Origin of the sequence: Rossellomorea yichunensis (assembly GCF_032337515.1) — a bacterium.
Lineage (GTDB): Bacteria > Bacillota > Bacilli > Bacillales > Bacillaceae_B > Rossellomorea > Rossellomorea yichunensis.
This window is the reverse complement of sequence record NZ_JAVYAD010000001.1, coordinates 510,368-528,348: the sequence shown is the minus strand read 5'-3', so window position 1 is coordinate 528,348 and position 17,981 is coordinate 510,368. Positions and strand designations below refer to the sequence as shown.

The 17,981-nt window shown below is 40.7% G+C and carries 19 protein-coding genes and 1 other annotated feature; all 19 genes read right to left on the bottom strand.

Annotated features, from left to right (window positions below; all coding sequences use genetic code 11):
• Positions 1 to 60 precede the first annotated feature (60 nt).
• The 19 genes from RSX31_RS02675 to RSX31_RS02585 all read right to left on the bottom strand — a co-directional run bounded on the left by RSX31_RS02675 (position 61) and on the right by RSX31_RS02585 (position 17,980).
• Positions 61 to 1,389 carry a uracil-xanthine permease family protein gene (locus tag RSX31_RS02675; RefSeq protein WP_148968682.1) on the bottom strand — a complete coding sequence of 443 codons (1,329 nt, stop codon included), beginning with the start codon at positions 1,387 to 1,389 and terminating at the stop codon, positions 61 to 63.
• 148 nt (positions 1,390 to 1,537) lie between these two features.
• A complete protein-coding gene (pyrR, locus tag RSX31_RS02670; RefSeq protein ID WP_113968281.1) occupies positions 1,538 to 2,083 on the bottom strand; it encodes a bifunctional pyr operon transcriptional regulator/uracil phosphoribosyltransferase PyrR in 546 nt (181 codons plus the stop codon).
• 187 nt (positions 2,084 to 2,270) lie between these two features.
• On the bottom strand, positions 2,271 to 3,182 hold the full coding sequence (locus RSX31_RS02665) for an RluA family pseudouridine synthase (protein ID WP_148993557.1): 912 nt from the start codon (positions 3,180 to 3,182) through the stop codon (positions 2,271 to 2,273).
• The gene (gene lspA, locus RSX31_RS02660) at positions 3,130 to 3,648 is read right to left on the bottom strand and encodes a signal peptidase II (protein ID WP_148968679.1); all 519 of its coding nucleotides are present in this window, start codon (positions 3,646 to 3,648) and stop codon (positions 3,130 to 3,132) included. Before lspA ends, RSX31_RS02665 begins: the two co-directional genes overlap by 53 nt.
• A 107-nt stretch (positions 3,649 to 3,755) precedes the next feature.
• Positions 3,756 to 4,037 (bottom strand): hypothetical protein, encoded by a 282-nt coding sequence (locus RSX31_RS02655; protein WP_148968678.1) that lies wholly within the window; start codon positions 4,035 to 4,037, stop codon positions 3,756 to 3,758.
• Between the two features lie 132 nt (positions 4,038 to 4,169).
• Positions 4,170 to 6,941, bottom strand: a complete 2,772-nt coding sequence (gene ileS / locus RSX31_RS02650) for an isoleucine--tRNA ligase (RefSeq protein WP_315633152.1) — start codon at positions 6,939 to 6,941, stop codon at positions 4,170 to 4,172.
• 107 nt (positions 6,942 to 7,048) lie between these two features.
• Positions 7,049 to 7,286 (bottom strand) — a binding site (T-box leader).
• A gap of 50 nt (positions 7,287 to 7,336) precedes the next feature.
• Positions 7,337 to 7,852, bottom strand: coding sequence for a DivIVA domain-containing protein (locus tag RSX31_RS02645; RefSeq protein WP_098350955.1), 516 nt, complete (start codon positions 7,850 to 7,852; stop codon positions 7,337 to 7,339).
• Between the two features lie 89 nt (positions 7,853 to 7,941).
• Positions 7,942 to 8,712 (bottom strand): YlmH family RNA-binding protein, encoded by a 771-nt coding sequence (locus RSX31_RS02640; RefSeq protein ID WP_282138025.1) that lies wholly within the window; start codon positions 8,710 to 8,712, stop codon positions 7,942 to 7,944.
• 97 nt (positions 8,713 to 8,809) lie between these two features.
• On the bottom strand, positions 8,810 to 9,073 hold the full coding sequence (locus RSX31_RS02635) for a YggT family protein (RefSeq protein WP_148968675.1): 264 nt from the start codon (positions 9,071 to 9,073) through the stop codon (positions 8,810 to 8,812).
• Between the two features lie 8 nt (positions 9,074 to 9,081).
• On the bottom strand, positions 9,082 to 9,525 hold the full coding sequence (locus RSX31_RS02630) for a cell division protein SepF (protein WP_315633147.1): 444 nt from the start codon (positions 9,523 to 9,525) through the stop codon (positions 9,082 to 9,084).
• Positions 9,526 to 9,541: 16 nt separating this feature from the next.
• Entirely contained in the window at positions 9,542 to 10,216 is a 675-nt protein-coding gene (locus RSX31_RS02625) for a YggS family pyridoxal phosphate-dependent enzyme (RefSeq protein WP_148993554.1), read from the bottom strand.
• Positions 10,213 to 11,040, bottom strand: coding sequence for a peptidoglycan editing factor PgeF (pgeF, locus tag RSX31_RS02620; RefSeq protein ID WP_315633145.1), 828 nt, complete (start codon positions 11,038 to 11,040; stop codon positions 10,213 to 10,215). Before pgeF ends, RSX31_RS02625 begins: the two co-directional genes overlap by 4 nt.
• Positions 11,041 to 11,090: 50 nt before the next feature.
• Entirely contained in the window at positions 11,091 to 11,378 is a 288-nt protein-coding gene (locus RSX31_RS02615) for a YlmC/YmxH family sporulation protein (protein WP_148968672.1), read from the bottom strand.
• 648 nt (positions 11,379 to 12,026) lie between these two features.
• Positions 12,027 to 12,875 carry an RNA polymerase sporulation sigma factor SigG gene (sigG, locus tag RSX31_RS02610; protein ID WP_222928932.1) on the bottom strand — a complete coding sequence of 283 codons (849 nt, stop codon included), beginning with the start codon at positions 12,873 to 12,875 and terminating at the stop codon, positions 12,027 to 12,029.
• 129 nt (positions 12,876 to 13,004) lie between these two features.
• Entirely contained in the window at positions 13,005 to 13,724 is a 720-nt protein-coding gene (gene sigE / locus RSX31_RS02605) for an RNA polymerase sporulation sigma factor SigE (RefSeq protein WP_113968294.1), read from the bottom strand.
• A 53-nt stretch (positions 13,725 to 13,777) separates the two neighbouring features.
• Complete coding sequence (gene spoIIGA, locus RSX31_RS02600) at positions 13,778 to 14,704, bottom strand: sigma-E processing peptidase SpoIIGA (RefSeq protein WP_315633141.1); 927 nt, start codon at positions 14,702 to 14,704, stop codon at positions 13,778 to 13,780.
• 290 nt (positions 14,705 to 14,994) lie between these two features.
• Positions 14,995 to 16,161, bottom strand: coding sequence for a cell division protein FtsZ (ftsZ, locus tag RSX31_RS02595; protein ID WP_148968669.1), 1,167 nt, complete (start codon positions 16,159 to 16,161; stop codon positions 14,995 to 14,997).
• A 41-nt stretch (positions 16,162 to 16,202) separates the two neighbouring features.
• Entirely contained in the window at positions 16,203 to 17,501 is a 1,299-nt protein-coding gene (gene ftsA / locus RSX31_RS02590) for a cell division protein FtsA (protein WP_148968668.1), read from the bottom strand.
• A 116-nt stretch (positions 17,502 to 17,617) separates the two neighbouring features.
• Positions 17,618 to 17,980, bottom strand: coding sequence for a small basic family protein (locus RSX31_RS02585; protein ID WP_113968298.1), 363 nt, complete (start codon positions 17,978 to 17,980; stop codon positions 17,618 to 17,620).
• Position 17,981 lies beyond the last annotated feature (1 nt).

Below are 17,981 nucleotides of genomic sequence, written 5' to 3'. Positions count from 1 at the left end.
GTGCCTGACTTGTTCAAATTCACCCTTCCTAGACTCTCTGGACCATGTTAAAAGGTGCTTCTATGCAACATCTTGTTTAGCATTTTCTTCTTCGAATAAGTTGTTTTCCCCTTCGCTTTCTTCTCTGCCTGGTAAGACAAGGTTAAGGAAAACTCCGACAATTGCCGCAAGCGCCATTCCTGATAAGGATACCTGCTCGTTGACCTTCACGAATGCCCCACCTACCCCGATCACCAGGATCACTGAGGAAATTACCAGGTTTCGCTTGTTTCCCAGGTCTACTTTGTTATCAATCAGCATGCGCAGTCCGCTAGAGGCGATGATTCCGAACAGAAGGATGGAAACTCCGCCCATGACGGCTGATGGAATCGATCCAATCAAGGCTGTTATCTTCCCGATAAACCCGAACATGATGGCAAGAACCGCGGCTCCTCCTATGACGAATACGCTGAATACACGTGTTATGGCTAATACTCCAATGTTTTCACCATACGTTGTATTAGGTGGTCCACCGAGAAAGGATGCAATCACCGTTGCTACCCCATCCCCAAGAATGGAGCGGTGAAGACCTGGTTTTTCAATGAAGTTCCGTCCAACTACTTTACTTAGAACCATCTGGTCTCCAGTATGCTCTGCCAAGGTTACGAGGGCAACAGGCACCATGATGGACACGATTTCCCAAGAGAAGCTTGGTGTGTAGTCAATGAATGGGATAAAGAAATCCGGCATTTGTAAGAGCGGAGCATCCAACACCTGTTGGAAGTTCACTAATCCCGCAAAAACCGCTATGATATACCCTCCAACGATTCCGGCTAAAATCGGCACCATACCGAGAAAGCCTTTAAAGTATATCGAGCAAATCACCGTAATGGCCAGAGTGGCAAGAGCTACCATGAAGTGTGTGTTGCTGTAAACCAATTCATCTGCTCCAGGATTTTCGTACATGGCCATATTAACAGCCGTTCCTGCCAGTCCTAATCCAATAACCATAATCACAGGTCCTACAACTATCGGCGGAAGAATCCGTACAAGCCATTTCAGCCCCAGTTTCGAGATGAGCAATGCTACGATTCCGTACACTATTCCGGCGAGAAAGCTTCCCATCATGGCAGCCTCAGGACCTCCAAAACTTTTTGCAGCAAGAATAGGTGCGATGAATGCGAAGGATGATCCTAAATAAGCAGGGATTCTTCCTCTTGTGATCAAGAGGTAAGCAAGTGTTCCTAATCCACTTGAGATAAGGGCAACCCCAGGGCTTAGCCCTACCAGGAATGGAACCAATACCGTAGCCCCAAACATGGCGAATAGATGCTGTATACTCAATGTGATCCATTTTCCTAACTTCGGCACTTCTTCTACGTCTAACACAACTTGATGATTTTGATTCATTTATGTTTCCTCCTCCAATACCCAAATTTCCCCATAAAAAAACCCTCTTTGTCCTAAAGAGGGCACAAAGAGGGTACAAGAAGGCCTGTTTCTACCTTCATTCCCATCCTTTGTCAGCCTCACGGGACCACTCTTAAAAGGACTTACGTTATTCTTTTTCGTGAATTGCAACGATATCTTCCTGATCGACCTCGGTTAAGGCAACCATGATTTTTTCGGAGCTTGATGTAGGAATATTCTTTCCGACAAAGTCAGCCCTTATCGGTAATTCTCTATGTCCCCGGTCAACCAGCACTGCAAGTTGAATTTGACTTGGTCGTCCGAGATCCATTAATGCGTCCAAACCAGCCCGGACCGTTCTTCCTGTGAATAATACATCGTCTACCAGGATTACTTTCTTGTTCGTAATATCAACAGGCAGGTCAGAACCTTTGACCTCTGGTTCATGATCCTCTGTTTTCTTTGATAAGTCATCCCGGTATAGAGTGATGTCTATTTCCCCTACGGGAATTTGCTCACCTTCAATATCATGAATTCGCTCGGCTAATCGATTAGCGATGTAAATGCCTCTTGTTTTAATACCAACCAGAATACAATCTTCAATTCCTTTGTTACGCTCGATGATTTCATGGGCGATTCTTGTCAGCGCCCTTCGAATGGCGGGTTGATCCAGAACCGTAGCTTTTTTAGTCATTTACGCCACCTCGTTTCAATAAAATAAAAAATCCCTCTCACCGGATGGATGAGAGGGCACACTTATCGTTGTAATCTGATTGCACGCCAAAATGATTTGGTCGTACATGCTCCTTCTCAGCCTCACGGGACCGTATTAAAGGTTACTTATTCAATTAACTAAATCATATAGGTACAGTCGAAATTTGTCAACGATTATTTTCAAGATGCTTCACAAGTTTAGTGAACTCGTGAGGTAACTCCGTGTGGAATTCCATATACTCTTCTGTTCTAGGATGGACAAAACCTAACACACCCGCGTGAAGGGCCTGTCCTTCAATGCTCAATGTCTTTCGTGGTCCATACTTTGGATCCCCCGCAAGCGGGAAGCCGATATACTTCATGTGCACACGGATTTGATGCGTTCGACCCGTCTCCAATTCACATTCGACTAATGTGAAATCTTTATATCGATCCAACACTCTGAAGTGTGTCACCGCTTGTTTGCCGTTATCCACTACAGCCATACTTTGGCGATCTTTAGGGTCCCTTCCGATCGGAGCATCAATGGTGCCGTATTCATGGGGAATCAGGCCATGTACAATGGCCGTATATTTTCTTGTTACGGACTTTGCTACAAGCTGATTAACCAAATGCTCGTGAGCCATATCATTTTTCGCCACCATCAGTAAGCCTGAAGTGTCCTTATCTATACGATGGACGATCCCTGGTCTTAGAACTCCATTAATGCCGGATAAATCCTTACAGTGAAACATCAATCCATTCACCATTGTCCCTGAATAATGCCCAGGTGCAGGGTGAACCACCATTCCCTTTGGCTTGTTTACAACAATGACATCCCCATCTTCATAGGCAATGTCAAGATTGAGGTCTTCCGGCTCTACATCCAACTCTTCGGGTTCCGGGATCGAAACCTCGATTACTGCATCCGCTGGACATTTGAAATTAGGTTTGACTGCCTCACCATTAACTTTAATATGACCTTCTTTTATCCATTGTTGAACCTGTGAACGGGACCATTCCTTGTTCAACTGACTTACGACTTTATCAATTCGTTCTCCCTGGTCTTCCTGCTGTATGTTGTGCTGAATTACTTCCATTTTTGTTCTCCTTCTTTGCTTTTCGTTCGTCTAAATACATGTAAATTAGTAACAATGCTACTCCAATGGTTAATGCTGCATCGGCAATATTAAAGATCGGAAAATCATAGGAAAAGATGTATGTATTTAAGAAATCAACCACTTCTTTCCGAAAGACACGGTCAATAAAGTTTCCAATAGCTCCACCAAGCATAAAGGCTAAACTTAAACTAAATAAAGAATGCCCTTTTGCATGGACTTGCATATAATACACGATACCTACAATCACTACTACTGTAATAATGTAAAAAAACCACATTTGCCCTTGAAGTATTCCCCATGCTGCACCTTGATTTCGATGAGAAGTAAGATATAAAAAATTGTCTATAATCTTTATACTTTCTCCTTCTGTCATTCGTTTCACAACCAACCATTTTGTTAATTGATCTAGTCCAATCACAACCAAAGCCAATAAATAATAAAACACAAAGGCAACCTCCGAACATCGTAAAATGATTACCTTTGCATTTTAGCATAAAAGGGGAAATAAAGACACTTAAACTAAATGAGAACGATGAAACCCGCGCTTAGCACTCAGGAATAAGATGAGATCTTTCCAAATCGTCTCCACTCTAATGCATCATGAAGCGTTGAGCAGGTCGGGTTCATCTTTATGAAATCAAAGGGGATTTCTTCTCCACTCATTTCACAATACCCGTATTGATTATCTCTAACACGATTTAGGGCTTGTTTTACTTCGGTAATTTCATCATCAATATACTGCTGAATTAAAGGATGTTGAGATCTACTTGCCTCCAGCTCTTGCAACGATGTTGTCAGCTCTTGAACAATGGATGTGTATCGGTCATATGTCATCTTTGATCCCTCCATTTATAGTATGGGGGAAACACACCTGAAAATTGTGTTGCAAGATATAGCAATTTTGGAATTAGAAAAAGACAAATAAAAAAGGCTGACCCACATAAAATGCGGGTCAGCCTTTCGGTATTATGCCAGGTGAGAATAGCTTTCTTTCACTACTGATGCACAGCGTGTGCAAAGCGTCGGATGATCCTTATCCTCACCCACTGTGGTTGTGACAACCCAACAGCGGTCACATGTTTCACCCTCGGCTTTTTCGACGACAATATTGTTTTCACCAAGACTTAATGCATGTTCAGGTGCTTCGCTCAATGATCCACCGATTTCAAAGGCGGACACGATGAACAATTGTTTTAAGTCTTCCTTAATGGAACCGAGTAAAGCTTTCGTTTCATCATTCACGTATAGAGTCACTTTAGCCGTTAATGATTTCCCAATCATCTTCTGATTGCGAGCTTCTTCAAGACCCTTTAATACATCATCTCTTAACTCAAGGAAAGCATTCCATTTCTTCTTCAACTCATCAGAGTTTCTTAACTCTTGCACTTCAGGCATATCAGTAAGTTGAACACTTTCTCCCTCTACTCCAGGGATATAAGCCCACACTTCATCAGCTGTATGAGAAAGGATTGGAGACATCAGTTTCGTAAGAGCAACCAGGGATTCATATAACACAGTTTGAATGGCACGACGCTCTTCATGATTTTCTGACTCAATATATAAAACATCCTTCGCAAAGTCTAAATAGAATGAACTTAAATCAAGCGTACAGAAATTATTTACAGCGTGATAGATGCTTGCAAACTCATATTTGTCGTATGAATTTCTCACATTTTTCACAAGATCATTCAGCTTTACAAGCATGAATTGATCCACTTCTCTTAATTGATCGAAGGATACCGCATTGGTACTTGGATCAAAGTCAGAAAGATTTCCTAATAAGAAACGGTACGTATTACGGATTTTACGATACACTTCAGCCACTTGCTTCAAGATTGGATCTGATACACGTACATCCGCTTGATAATCAACCGATGCAACCCAAAGGCGAAGGATATCGGCTCCAAGCTGCTTCATCACTTTTTCAGGAACGACTACGTTCCCTAATGATTTACTCATTTTTCTTCCGTCCCCATCAAGAGCAAATCCATGACTTAACACGCCTTTATATGGAGCTTTACCCGTCACTGCTACACTTGTAGTCAAAGAAGAGTTAAACCATCCGCGATATTGGTCAGATCCCTCTAAATAAAGGTCTGCAGGACGCTCGAGGTCATTTCTTTCTTCAAGTACCGCTTGATGTGAGGAACCTGAATCAAACCAGACGTCCATGATATCCTGTTCTTTTGTGAACTTCCCATTCGGACTTCCTTCATGGGTAAATCCTTCAGGTAGAAGATCCTTCGCTTCTTTTTCAAACCAGATGTTTGATCCATGTTCACGGAAGAGCTTCGATACATGGTCGATTGTTTCATCTGTAATGATTTCCTGGCCATTTTCAGCATAAAATACCGGGATCGGCACTCCCCATGCACGTTGTCTTGAAATACACCAGTCTCCACGGTCTCTGACCATATTGTAAAGGCGTGTTTCCCCCCAAGCTGGGACCCATTTCGTTTCATTGACAGCTTCCAGCAATTCTTTACGGAATTTATCGATTGACGCAAACCATTGTGCCGTCGCTCTATAGATAACAGGCTTTTTCGTACGCCAATCATGTGGATAGGAGTGAGTGATAAAGTTAAGCTTTAATAATGCTCCTGTTTCCTGTAACTTTTCGGTAATCGGCTTATTGGCTTTATCATAGAACAAGCCTTCAAATCCAGGTGCTTCTGAGGTCATTACTCCTTTATCGTCTACCGGACATAACACATCCAAACCATATTTCTTTCCTACCAGGAAGTCATCTTCTCCGTGTCCTGGTGCAGTATGAACACACCCTGTACCAGATTCAGTTGTAACATGTTCGCCTAGGACAACAAGTGAATCCCGATCATATAATGGATGTTTTGCCACGATATGCTCAAGCTCCGCACCTTTAACCTTATTGAATACTGAGTAATCTTCCCATTCCAGATTCTTCGCAACTTCTTCCAATAAATCTTCTGCTACTACATAGCTGCTTTCTTTCACATTGACAACGACATAGCTTAAATCTTCATGCACGGCAATTCCCAGGTTGGCAGGAATCGTCCAAGGAGTTGTCGTCCAGATGACTAATTGAGTCCCTTCTTCAAGAACACCCTTACCTTCTGTAACGGCGAAACCAACGTAGATGGAAGGAGAACGCTTATCCTGATACTCGATCTCTGCTTCTGCTAAGGCTGATTCACTTGAAGGAGACCAGTACACTGGCTTTTTACCTTTATAGATATAGCCTTTCTTCGCCATATCACCAAACACTTTAATCTGTTGAGCTTCGTACTCAGGCTTTAAGGTGATATATGGATTATCCCAATCACCACGGACCCCTAATTGTTTGAACTGAGTGCGTTGGTTATCAACCTGCTCATAAGCATATTCTTCACACAATTTACGGAACTCAGCGATAGTCATTTCTTTACGCTTCACGCCTTTGTTCGTTAACGCCTGCTCAATCGGTAAACCATGAGTGTCCCAGCCTGGAACATATGGTGCATGGAATCCACTCATGGATTTATAGCGGACGATAAAGTCCTTAAGAATTTTATTTAATGCGTGACCCATATGAATATTTCCATTGGCATATGGAGGTCCATCGTGAAGAACAAATAATGGACGATCATTCGTTCTCTCCTGCACTTTTTGATAAATATCCATTTCTTCCCATTTATTCTGTGTATCCGGTTCTCGTTTTGGTAAATTTCCTCTCATCGGAAATTCCGTCTTCGGCATCAATAATGTATCTTTATACTCCATGAAATCTTCCTCCTAAACGTTTCTCTTAATTGCCATCTTTTCTAAAACCTGCAATTCTTAATCAGGCTATCCCTTTTGTAAACAAAAAAAAAGCTTCCTCATCCCTGTAAAGGGACGAGAAAGCTTTTCCCGCGGTACCACCCTCATAAAGATCGAAACCGATCTTCACTCGTTTTGATTCGTAACGTGAACAAGACGCTATTCATTACTCTCCAGAAGTGAATTTCATGAATGGAGCTCGAGGGTGATTTTCCGTACCTTTGTTCCTTGTCGGGCTTACACCGTCCCCCACTCGCTATAAAGGAAATATCATAAGAAACGTACTGTCCCTGTCTTAGCCTTCATTATGGCAATTTAGATTGTTGTTCAATTATATGAAAGTATTGCGCTTTTCGTCAAGACAATGTCTCTTCTTCTTTTAAAGTTTTTAAATCTGTTGCGTCCAGATCAAATTCCATTAATTGATCCCAATCATTTGTATCAAGTAAATCAAGCTGAGCTTCGATTAACATTTTGAAACGAGTCCGGAACACCTTTGACTGCTTCTTGAGCTCTTCAATCTCGATGGCAATCTTACGGGCTTTAGATAATGATTCATTAACGATGCGATCAGCATTCTTTTCGGCTTCCTTAATGATCAGCTTCGATTCTTTCATTGCATTACGCTTAACTTCTTCCCCTGCTTCTTGAGCGATGACGATTGACTTGTTTAACGTTTCCTCGATGTTTGTAAAATGGCCTAAACGTTCATTCAAGGAGTTTAAACGTTCTTCCGTTTCCTTCTTCTCTCGGATAAGAATTTCATAATCCTTAATAATTTGATCTAAAAATTCATTAACCTCGTCCTCATCATAACCACGAAAGCCACGACTAAATTCTTTATTATGTATGTCTAATGGCGTTAAAGGCATGGGAGCCACCTCCAGTACTTGGTGAATTACATATTTATTATAACTAAAATTTCGACAGTATGTGGGAGAATTCCTTTAATTTTCTTAAATTATTTCAGTATTCCAACAGAAATTCGCCATTTATCCCTTTTTGTTCTTCCTTCAATGGACAATAACTTACTTCTACCATATCCTCTTGCTGAAATTACATCCCCAGCTTCTACTTCAAAGGAGGCATTCTCGACCGTTTTCCAATTGACTTTTACATGATTGCTTTTAATCAATGTTTGAGCTTTTTGACGGGAATCATTATAGATTGCTGCGAGAACGACATCTAACCGCAGGGAGCTTACAGTAGTCACTTTTTCCATCCATTCTTCCTTGCTCTCGATTCGATCCTTCATTGGAATATCCTTCATGGAAATCTTCGCTTTGCCTATTTGTGTGAGTTCCATCCTGACGTATTCAGAAATCTCATCTGCGAGCATGAGTTGAATGGTATCGTCCTCAGATAGAATGTCACCGAATTTTTCCCGTCTCAACCCTAATGACATGAGAGTCCCTAATACCTGTCTATGCTCTATTGTAACAAACTTGGACGGGTACTGTATTTCAAATAACTTAATACCAAAATCTTCTTCCTCAGGTTGAAAATAAGAAGGATATAATAATGCTCTCTTCCTCTCCGTATTCTCAGGGTAAAAGGAGAAAAGAATTTCGTCGTTGTTTCCGATAATCGACTCGACAATATACTGTTGTCTTGGATCCAAAAAGTCCGTTCGTTTGGCTGAATATTGATTTTCCACCGCCAGTTTCCACTCCAGTACAGCATCAACAAACTCTTTCTCATCCTGCCTGAAATGTTGATAAATTGAAGACACATGCTCACCCCCTATGTGATTTACCCAAAATAAAAGAACTGAAACTGTTCAATCCGGTTTCAGTTCTTTAAAGGAAATTTGATATCCTGATTCTCAATTATATAAGCCATCTAAATAATTGGTATAACCCAGATTGCGCCAAGTTCAACACAATGAATGCCACGATTGGTGAAATATCAATCATCCCGATTGAAGGAACGAAACGTCTGAACGGCTCTAAATACGGTTCGCATATTCTTGATAAGAACTGACCAATTGCCGATTCCCTTGCATTTGGAAACCAGGACATTAATATATAAATGATTAAAGCCCAGGAGTAAATTTGAATAAGGTTCGATAAAATCTCATAAAGCAACACCATAATTTACATTACCACCTCGAATCTGATAGATCTTCTTCTTTCAAGAACTCTGAGATATTTCCGCTCACTTCCACATTATCAGGCGTACAAAGAAAAATATTATCTCCTACACGCTGAATGTCGCCTCCAATTGCGTACACAGTTCCACTTAAAAAGTCGACAATGCGTTTCGCTTGATCATGTTGAATCCGCTGTAAGTTTACCAGTACAGAGCGTCTATTCTTTAAATGATCAGCAATCTCTTGAGCTTCGGCATATACTCTTGGCTCAGCCAGAATCATCTTAGAAGATTTTTGAACACTTTGAAGACTTACAACATTTTGTTTCGAATTTGAAAGCTGCGACTTCATGGGCTTTTTCTCCTCATATTCTTCTTCAAACTTTTCTTCTTCATAATCATATTCATCTTCATCCAGCAAAAAGAACGTTTTAAACTTTGACTTGATACCCATTTGTATTCATCCCCTCTCAGTCATTTCCAACTAATGCAGTTCCAATACGAATAAACGTAGCTCCCTCTTCGATTGCAATCATGTAATCATTGCTCATCCCCATTGATAATTCTGAACAAGGGGCATATGGGAGGTTTAAAGAGATGACTTCTTCCTGGATTGTTTTCAAGTGTCTAAAACAAGTCCTTAAGAATGGTTCATCGTCCGTATGTGGAGCCATCGTCATTAATCCTACGACTTTAATATTTGTGAAGTCTTTTAGACTCACAATAAATTCTTTTACCTCTTGAGGTGATAACCCATGTTTAGAATCTTCTCCCGAAACATTCACTTGAACAAAACAGGACACAGGCTTGTCCGCTCTTTTATGAATTTCTTTGGCTAATGACAGACGATCCAGAGAATGTATGTATGATACTTTATCAATGATGTTTTTTACTTTTCTAGTTTGCAGAGAACCAATAAAATGCCACTGGGGTTTGTCCTGTAGAACATCCCACTTTGAGAGCATTCCTTCGTCACGGTTCTCACCTAAGTGCATGAGGCCGGCTTCAACAGCTTCTTCGGCTCTCTCAATTGAAACGTATTTAGTGACCGCTACAACATGTACGGCTTCAGGATTTCTTCCACTGCTTTCACATGCGTTTTCAATATTTTTCTGGATGATTTTAAGTTTTTCAGATACCTTCATTTTTTTTTCTCCTTCCAGCCAATGAAGCTCATGATTCTTCCTGTTTTACCACCATCTCTTCTGTAGGAGAAAAACTCATTGTGACAGGATGAACAATAACTAGAAGTGTGGATTTGTTCAGCATTTAAACCAGCTTGCACTAAAAGCTGTTCATTCAATTTCTTTAAATCGAGGTAATATTGTCCCTCTTCCTTTAAATTATAGGGTAAGATGTTTTCATCTTCTAGTGTTTTTTTCACTTTATTGATCACATAGTCATCAACTACATAGCAATTCTTACATATGGATGGCCCGATCACAACCTCCAGGGAAGACATGGAGGCACCTTTCTCCATAAAAGCATCGACCATTTTGGGCCCTATTTGTAAAACAGTACCTTTCCATCCGGCATGGGCCAATCCGATTGTACCCGAATCTTTATCCAGGAAATAGAGAGGTACACAATCCGCATAACACATCGTCAATAGAATATTCTCATTCCGAGCAATAAAGCCATCAGTATCTTGAATGCTGGTATGATAGTGCTCTGCACCTTTTCCCATGTCTACTTTTCCTACTGTATGAATGTTGTTTCCATGGGTTTGCTCAGCAGCCGCCCATGATTCAACTGGCATCATCAAACTGGAAGCAAGTAATTGACGATTTTGAATCACTGAAGATTCATCGTCTCCCACGTGCAATCCCATATTGAAAGAGTGAAATGGTCCGGTACTGACACCACCCCATCTTGTTGTGATCCCTGCAACTAGCCGAGGATTACTTTTCGTCCATGTATTTATAGAATAATAAGATTCTGTTTCTCTATTGAAAGGCTCCTTTGACACGTTGAATCTCCTTCGTTTTTATTAAGTGTACCATATTCCCTGAAGATTCGTCATGTATCGGGGGCTTGTTTCGGTTCCTGCAGTTGACCTTGAATATAATGACTTTCTTTATATCTGACCAGAATAACATCTTCCCCTATTTTTACAATGCTGCTCCAAGGAATCACAATATCTTCATCTTTTCCGAAGAAACCCAATATCTTCCCTCCACCACCGATGACAATGGCCTCAATTCTTCCAGTATCCAGGTTAATTTCTATATCCCCTATATTCCCTAATTTCCGTCCGTCAGATATACTCACAACATCTTTCACCTGAAATTCAGATATACGTACCATCTGTTTTCACCCTCTCTTCTTGTTGTTTTTCATTGTGTACCATATATTCAAAGACTGTTCATTCACCCAATTCAAGTAGTTAATAATAGTGTATGCAACAAAAAAAAAGGCAGACCTACCCGAAGGAGATCAGCTTTTCTTTTCTTTTGTCCAGCTACAGGGCTTAGAGGCTCGAGGTCATAAGTCAAACCATCCAAAAAGGCAAAGGGCGCCTTTCCGGATGATTCACCTTATGCTTGTCGCCTCTGGGCAAAGCCCTTCCGCTTTTCTTTTGTCCAGCTACAGGGCTTAGAGGCTCGAGGTCATAAGTCAAACCATCCAAAAAGGCAAAGAACGCCTTTCCGGATGATTCGCCTTATGCTTGTCGCCTCTGGGCAAAGCCCTTCCGCTTTTCGATTGTCCAGCTCCGGCGGCTTAGAGGCTCGAGGTCATAAGTCAAACCATCCAAAAAGGCAAAGGGCGCCTTTCCGGATGGTTTGACTTATGCTTGTCGCCTCTGGGCAAAGCCCTTCCGCTTTTCGATTGTCCAGCTCCGGCGGCTAGCCCCTCGAGGTCACAATAGGAAACCCCCATAAGGCAAAAAGCGCCTTTTGGGGGTTTCCTATTGTGCTTTTCGGGGCTGATCAAACCGCCTCCGCTTTTCTTTACTTATTGAATATTTTTGTTCATTTGTTTGATTGCTGCTTTTTCCAGTCTTGATACTTGTGCTTGTGAGATGCCGATCTCGTCAGCCACTTCCATTTGAGTTTTCCCTTGAAAGAAGCGTTTGCTGATAATGAGTTTTTCACGATCATTCAATCGTCTCATCCCTTCTTGAAGGGCAATTTCTTCAATCCAATGGAAATCACGGTTCTTTTCGTCGCTTAGTTGATCCATCACAAATATTGGGTCTCCCCCATCATTGTATATAGGTTCAAACAGAGATACGGGATCTTGGATGGCATCCAATGCAAATACGATTTCTTCGTGGGATACATCAAGAACTTTCGCAATTTCTTCTGCTGTCGGTTCCCTGGATGTTTCCCCCATCAATTTTTCCCTTACTTGCAGAGCTTTGTACGCAATATCTCGTAGTGAGCGAGATACCCTGATTGGGTTATTGTCTCTTAAATACCTTCGGATTTCCCCAATGATCATCGGAACCGCGTATGTAGAGAATCGAACGTTTTGACCTAAATCAAAATTATCGATGGATTTCATTAATCCGATACACCCTACTTGAAATAAATCATCAACATACTCACCACGGTTATTAAAGCGTTGAATTACACTTAAGACGAGGCGCAAATTCCCATTTACAAGTTTTTCTCTTGCGGTAATGTCGCCCGCTTGCATTTGCTTGAATAGTACTCTCATTTCATCATTTTTGAGAACTGGTAATTTGGAAGTATCTACACCACAAATCTCGACTTTATTACGTGTCATTCTTTCCCCTCCTTGTAGGAGCTGCTGTACAAAATTCAGTATTTCCTTGGAGAGGAAAAATATGCATTCCATTCTGGCAAGTAATGTTTCATATTCTTCAAACCCCTTAAGATATCTGGACAAATTCATATAAAAAAATTTAAAATGGTTTTAAACAAAAAAAACTGACCTTTTCTATAGAAAAGGTCAGTTTTTATCAGGTTATACCATTTTATTAAATTCCTTTTTTAGACGCTTAATAATCCTCTTTTCTAAACGGGAGATATAAGACTGGGAAATTCCAAGCATATCCGCTACATCCTTTTGGGTTTTTTCTTCTTCTCCCATTAGTCCAAAACGGAGCTCCATGATTTGCTTTTCACGATCAGAAAGCTGGTGAAGAGCGTTAAAGAGCAGTTTTTTGTCTACGGTCGCTTCAAGGTCTTTTGTTATAATATCTTCATCTGTTCCAAGGACGTCCGATAATAGTAATTCATTTCCGTCCCAATCAATATTGAGTGGTTCATCAAACGAAACTTCAGAACGAATTTTATTGTTTCTTCTTAAGTACATAAGAATTTCATTTTCTATACACCTGGAAGCATACGTAGCTAACTTGATTTTTTTCTCTGGATTGAATGTGTTTACTGCTTTTATCAAGCCAATCGTACCGATGCTGATCAGGTCTTCAATATTAATTCCTGTATTTTCAAACTTCCTGGCGATATATACGACTAACCTCAAGTTTCGTTCAATCAACAAAGAACGGGCAGCTTTATCACCTTTAGGCAATTTATTGAGTAATACTTCTTCCTCCTCTTTCGTCAATGGAGGGGGAAGTGCTTCACTACCACCTATGTAGTAAATTTCATCTGTTTTCAGTCCAAGTTTGATTAACAGTTTGTACCAATAGTATAAAAATTTAAATTTGAATTTTTTCATTGTTGCTCCCCCTTCTATTTCTTTAAATTGTGAGTATAGTAGTAATAATTGATTTAAGAAACGTTAAGTACCGGCTTTCGCGAAGCCATTTTTGGATGAACGATCGCTTGAAAATTCCCATCTGCTGAGAGGGAATCCTCTCTGAAGGCGATCAGTCCATTCGGGATCGCCCATTCTGATTCATGATCTTTTAGAATGAGAGAATCAGGTTTTATAGCGGCTAGAAGTTGACTTTTTCTACCCACCGATTGGGCGGGTACAATTCTCATCCGGTCAGACCAGCGAGTGTCGATATTTTTTTCTCCGGAGAAGATTTCATCAATATCGTGGCATAGTGCCCTCACTTCTTCTGGAATTACCCCCTCTATCTCAGCGATGGATAGTATCATGACCGGACTTTTGGATATGGGGTCTTGAAGTTGGTTACCACTGTCAACAAGACCATTTACGGTACATTGAAAATCTTCAATTTTTATGCTTACTGTCAGAAGCTGATCATACTGAATCTTCACTTGCTCAATGCTATCCACTCTGCCCTTAGAAAAATACCAGGCAAGAGGCAGGGCGAGCATAACAAATACCCAGCTTATCGGATCTCCAAAACCACGGATGCTTGCAAGCAACATGGAGGATTCTGTACCAGGGTCGAAACTTATAAAATAATGAGTCCCAATTAATATCCCACCTGTAAAAAAGGTAACAAAATAGAACATAAGAAGATTGGATAAGTAATAGCGCAATCTTCTATACCCAAAAGCTGAGTACACCATGATTATTGAAAATAATAATTTCATAAGAGGGTTTCCTATAAGAGTTGCATAAGGTGAAAAGGCAAGGAGAATAATGATCGATCCTATCAAACTGCCAAGTCCAATTCTCCATAGGGCATATTGTCTTTTTAAGATGATCCCTGTTAACCATAATAAGAAAAAGTCTACCAACAGATTTAACAACCAGATGACATCCAGATATAAGGTCAATCTCTACCCTCCTTTTGAAACTTCACCCAGTTACAGCTATTTAAATTTCGAGATAGGAATGACTTATCAGAAGTATATCGTACATACCCTTTAAAAGGTTGTCATTTTTTGTATGCTTCAGAGGAAAACTTTTCAGAGATTATAACGAAATATGTCACTAAATTTATTCCCGATTCGAGGTATAAAAATAGCTTTGTGAAGCGGATTGGTGATTGGATGATTAGAGAAAAAAACAGCCCCAAAGGCATAAATGCCTTTGGGGCTGTTTTACTTTTCTTACGGACAAGCTATTATCGGCGGCGGTTACGGTTGCGAAGGAAGGTTGGGATATCCAGTGTTTCTTCCGCTCCCTGATTTTGATTGGAAGAGGTTCTCACCGGCTCTTGGTGTTGAGGCTCTTCGCGTTTAGGTTGTTCGCGCTTGATAGATTGGCTTGGATTTGGACTTTGATTTGGTTTCATTCCACCAAATGTTGGTCGAGTTTGTTTTGGAGGTTGAATCACCTCTTCATTAAACCCTGTTGCAATAACGGTTACGACGATATCATCTTTTAAATCTTCATTAATTACGGAACCGAAAATCATGTTTACTTCTTGATCTGAAGCAGATGCTACAATGTCTGCAGCTTCTTGTACTTCATATAGACTTAAAGATGTACCACCTGTAATGTTCATCAGTACACCTTGAGCTCCATCAATGGATGTCTCAAGTAATGGACTTGAAACGGCTTTTTTTGCGGCTTCCGTCGCACGATTCTCACCAGAAGCAGCACCTATGCCCATGAGTGCTGAACCTTTGTTAGACATGATTGTCTTTACGTCGGCAAAGTCAAGGTTAATAAGACCAGGAGTTGCGATCAGATCTGAGATACCTTGAACACCTTGTCTTAATACGTTATCTGCTTCTCGGAATGCTTCAAGCATTGGTGTGCTCTTATCTACGATCTCAAGCAGACGGTCGTTTGGAATTACGATAAGGGTATCTACTCCTTCTTTCATTGCAGCGATACCACCGCTTGCTTGATTTGAACGCTTTCTTCCTTCAAAGGTGAAAGGCCGTGTAACTACACCAACCGTTAATGCTCCGATTTCTCGGGCAATTTGAGCGATTACCGGAGCTGCACCAGTTCCAGTTCCTCCGCCCATTCCAGCTGTAACGAAGACCATATCTGCTCCTCTTAAAGCTTCTTCGATCTGTTCTTTACTTTCTTCGGCAGCTTTTTTCCCCACTTCCGGATTGGCACCTGCTCCTAATCCTCTGGTTAATTTACCACCGATTTGCATTTTTATTTCAGCTTTTGATAGATTCAAAGCTTGCGCATCTGTATTTACAGCGATAAATTCAACACCCTGTACACCATGCTCGATCATGCGGTTTACAGCGTTGTTACCACCACCACCGACACCGATAACTTTTATTGTCGCTAAAGAATCTAAATTTGTATCAAACTCCAACATGACAAATCCTCCTAACTCGTCGAATCTATGGATTCCTTTATTTATTCAAAGAAGTATCCAAAGAACTTTTTCACTTTTGACATGGCCTTTTCATCTTCATGTTCTTCTTCTTTTACCTTCGCAGGCTTTGGCTTTTTATTGGCTGGTTTCGATTGTCGCTTCTCAGCAGCCTCAACAGGCACTGGTTCTGCACTAACTGATCTTCCTTGTAATCTAGCATTCTTTTGAGCGTATTTAATCAAACCTACTGCAGTCGTATACTGAGGTTCCCTAACTCCAATATAATCAGGAATTGCCACCCGTACACGATTTTGGAAAACGATTTGTGCTAATTCTAACACACCTGGAAGATTTGCTACACCACCAGTTAATACATATCCACCTGGCAGGTCCCTGATTCCCATTCGTTTCAGCTCATGGCTAATGAGGTCTAATATCTCTTCCAGCCTTGCTTCTATGATATCAGAAATTTCTAATTGATTAAATTGCTGGTGTTGATCACTACCAATAATTGGCACGCTGAACACTTCATCTTCTGATGCATGGTCATAATAAGCATGTCCATATTTTGTTTTGATTTTCTCTGCATCGTCCGTTGAGGTTCTTAAACCAATCGATAAATCTTTAGTAATATGTTCTCCCCCTACAGGCAGGACAGTTGTAGCTTTAAGGTGACCTTGCTCAAAAACCGCTATTGTTGTAGAGCCGCCGCCAATATCGATCAACGCAGCACCCAGGTTCTTCTCATCCTTTGACAAAGCAACTGAACCAGCTGCAAGAGGTTGAAGAACGATATCGACAATTTCAAGGCCTGCCTTTTCTACACAACGGAGAGTATTATGTAAAATCGTCTTAGATCCCGTAATGATGGTGCCTTCCATTTCCAATCGAACACCAATCATACCTCGGGGATCTGTAATCTCGTCCAATCCATCAACAATGAATTGTCTTGGGATTACATTGATGATTTCTCTTTCTGGAGGAATAGAAACAACCTGGGCTGCATCCATCACTCTTAGAACATCTTCATCGCCGATTTCCCGATTATCACTTGATACTGCCACTACACCATGACAAGATTGAAGCGACACATGGTTGCCGGTAATACCCACGATGACCTGGCTTATAGATAAACCAACCATCCTTTCCGCTTGTTCAACTGCTTTCTTAATTGTATGAACAGTTTCGTCTATATCTACGATGGAACCTTTTCTGATTCCTTCTGAGTTCACATTTCCTACACCGATAATGTTTAAGGAATCATTTGTCATTTCACCAATGATTACTTTTACTGTGGATGTACCGATGTCTAGGCTAACGTAAATTTCATTGCTGTTCACTCTATGGCACCTCCTTAAAGAATGTTTATTTGGAACAACAACCCTAGAAAAACACTATTCTAAGTATATCTTAATTAAGATATTCGTCGTAACAAAAACGATTCCCTTTTAATATTCTAATTTTTTTCTCTTTTTTCTTGATTATTTGACCAATTGCTAATAAGTATTCGTCTAATCACTGCAATGTTCTGGAATAATCTCACTCCAAAAGCAAATACAGCCGCCAGATATAAGTCTACACCAAGATGTACGCCTAGAAAAGCTAAACTTGCTGCTAGTAAAATATTAAAAAAGAATCCAGAAACAAAGACCTTATCATCATAAATATTTTGGAGGTGGGCACGTATGCCGCCAAATAATGTATCCAATGCTGCCAGGACGGCGATCGATAAATAATTCGAGTACTCATCTGGAATTCTAATATCTGTAAGAAGCCCCAATACGACCCCTACCAGCAACCCTAAAAGGGGAAGCCACATA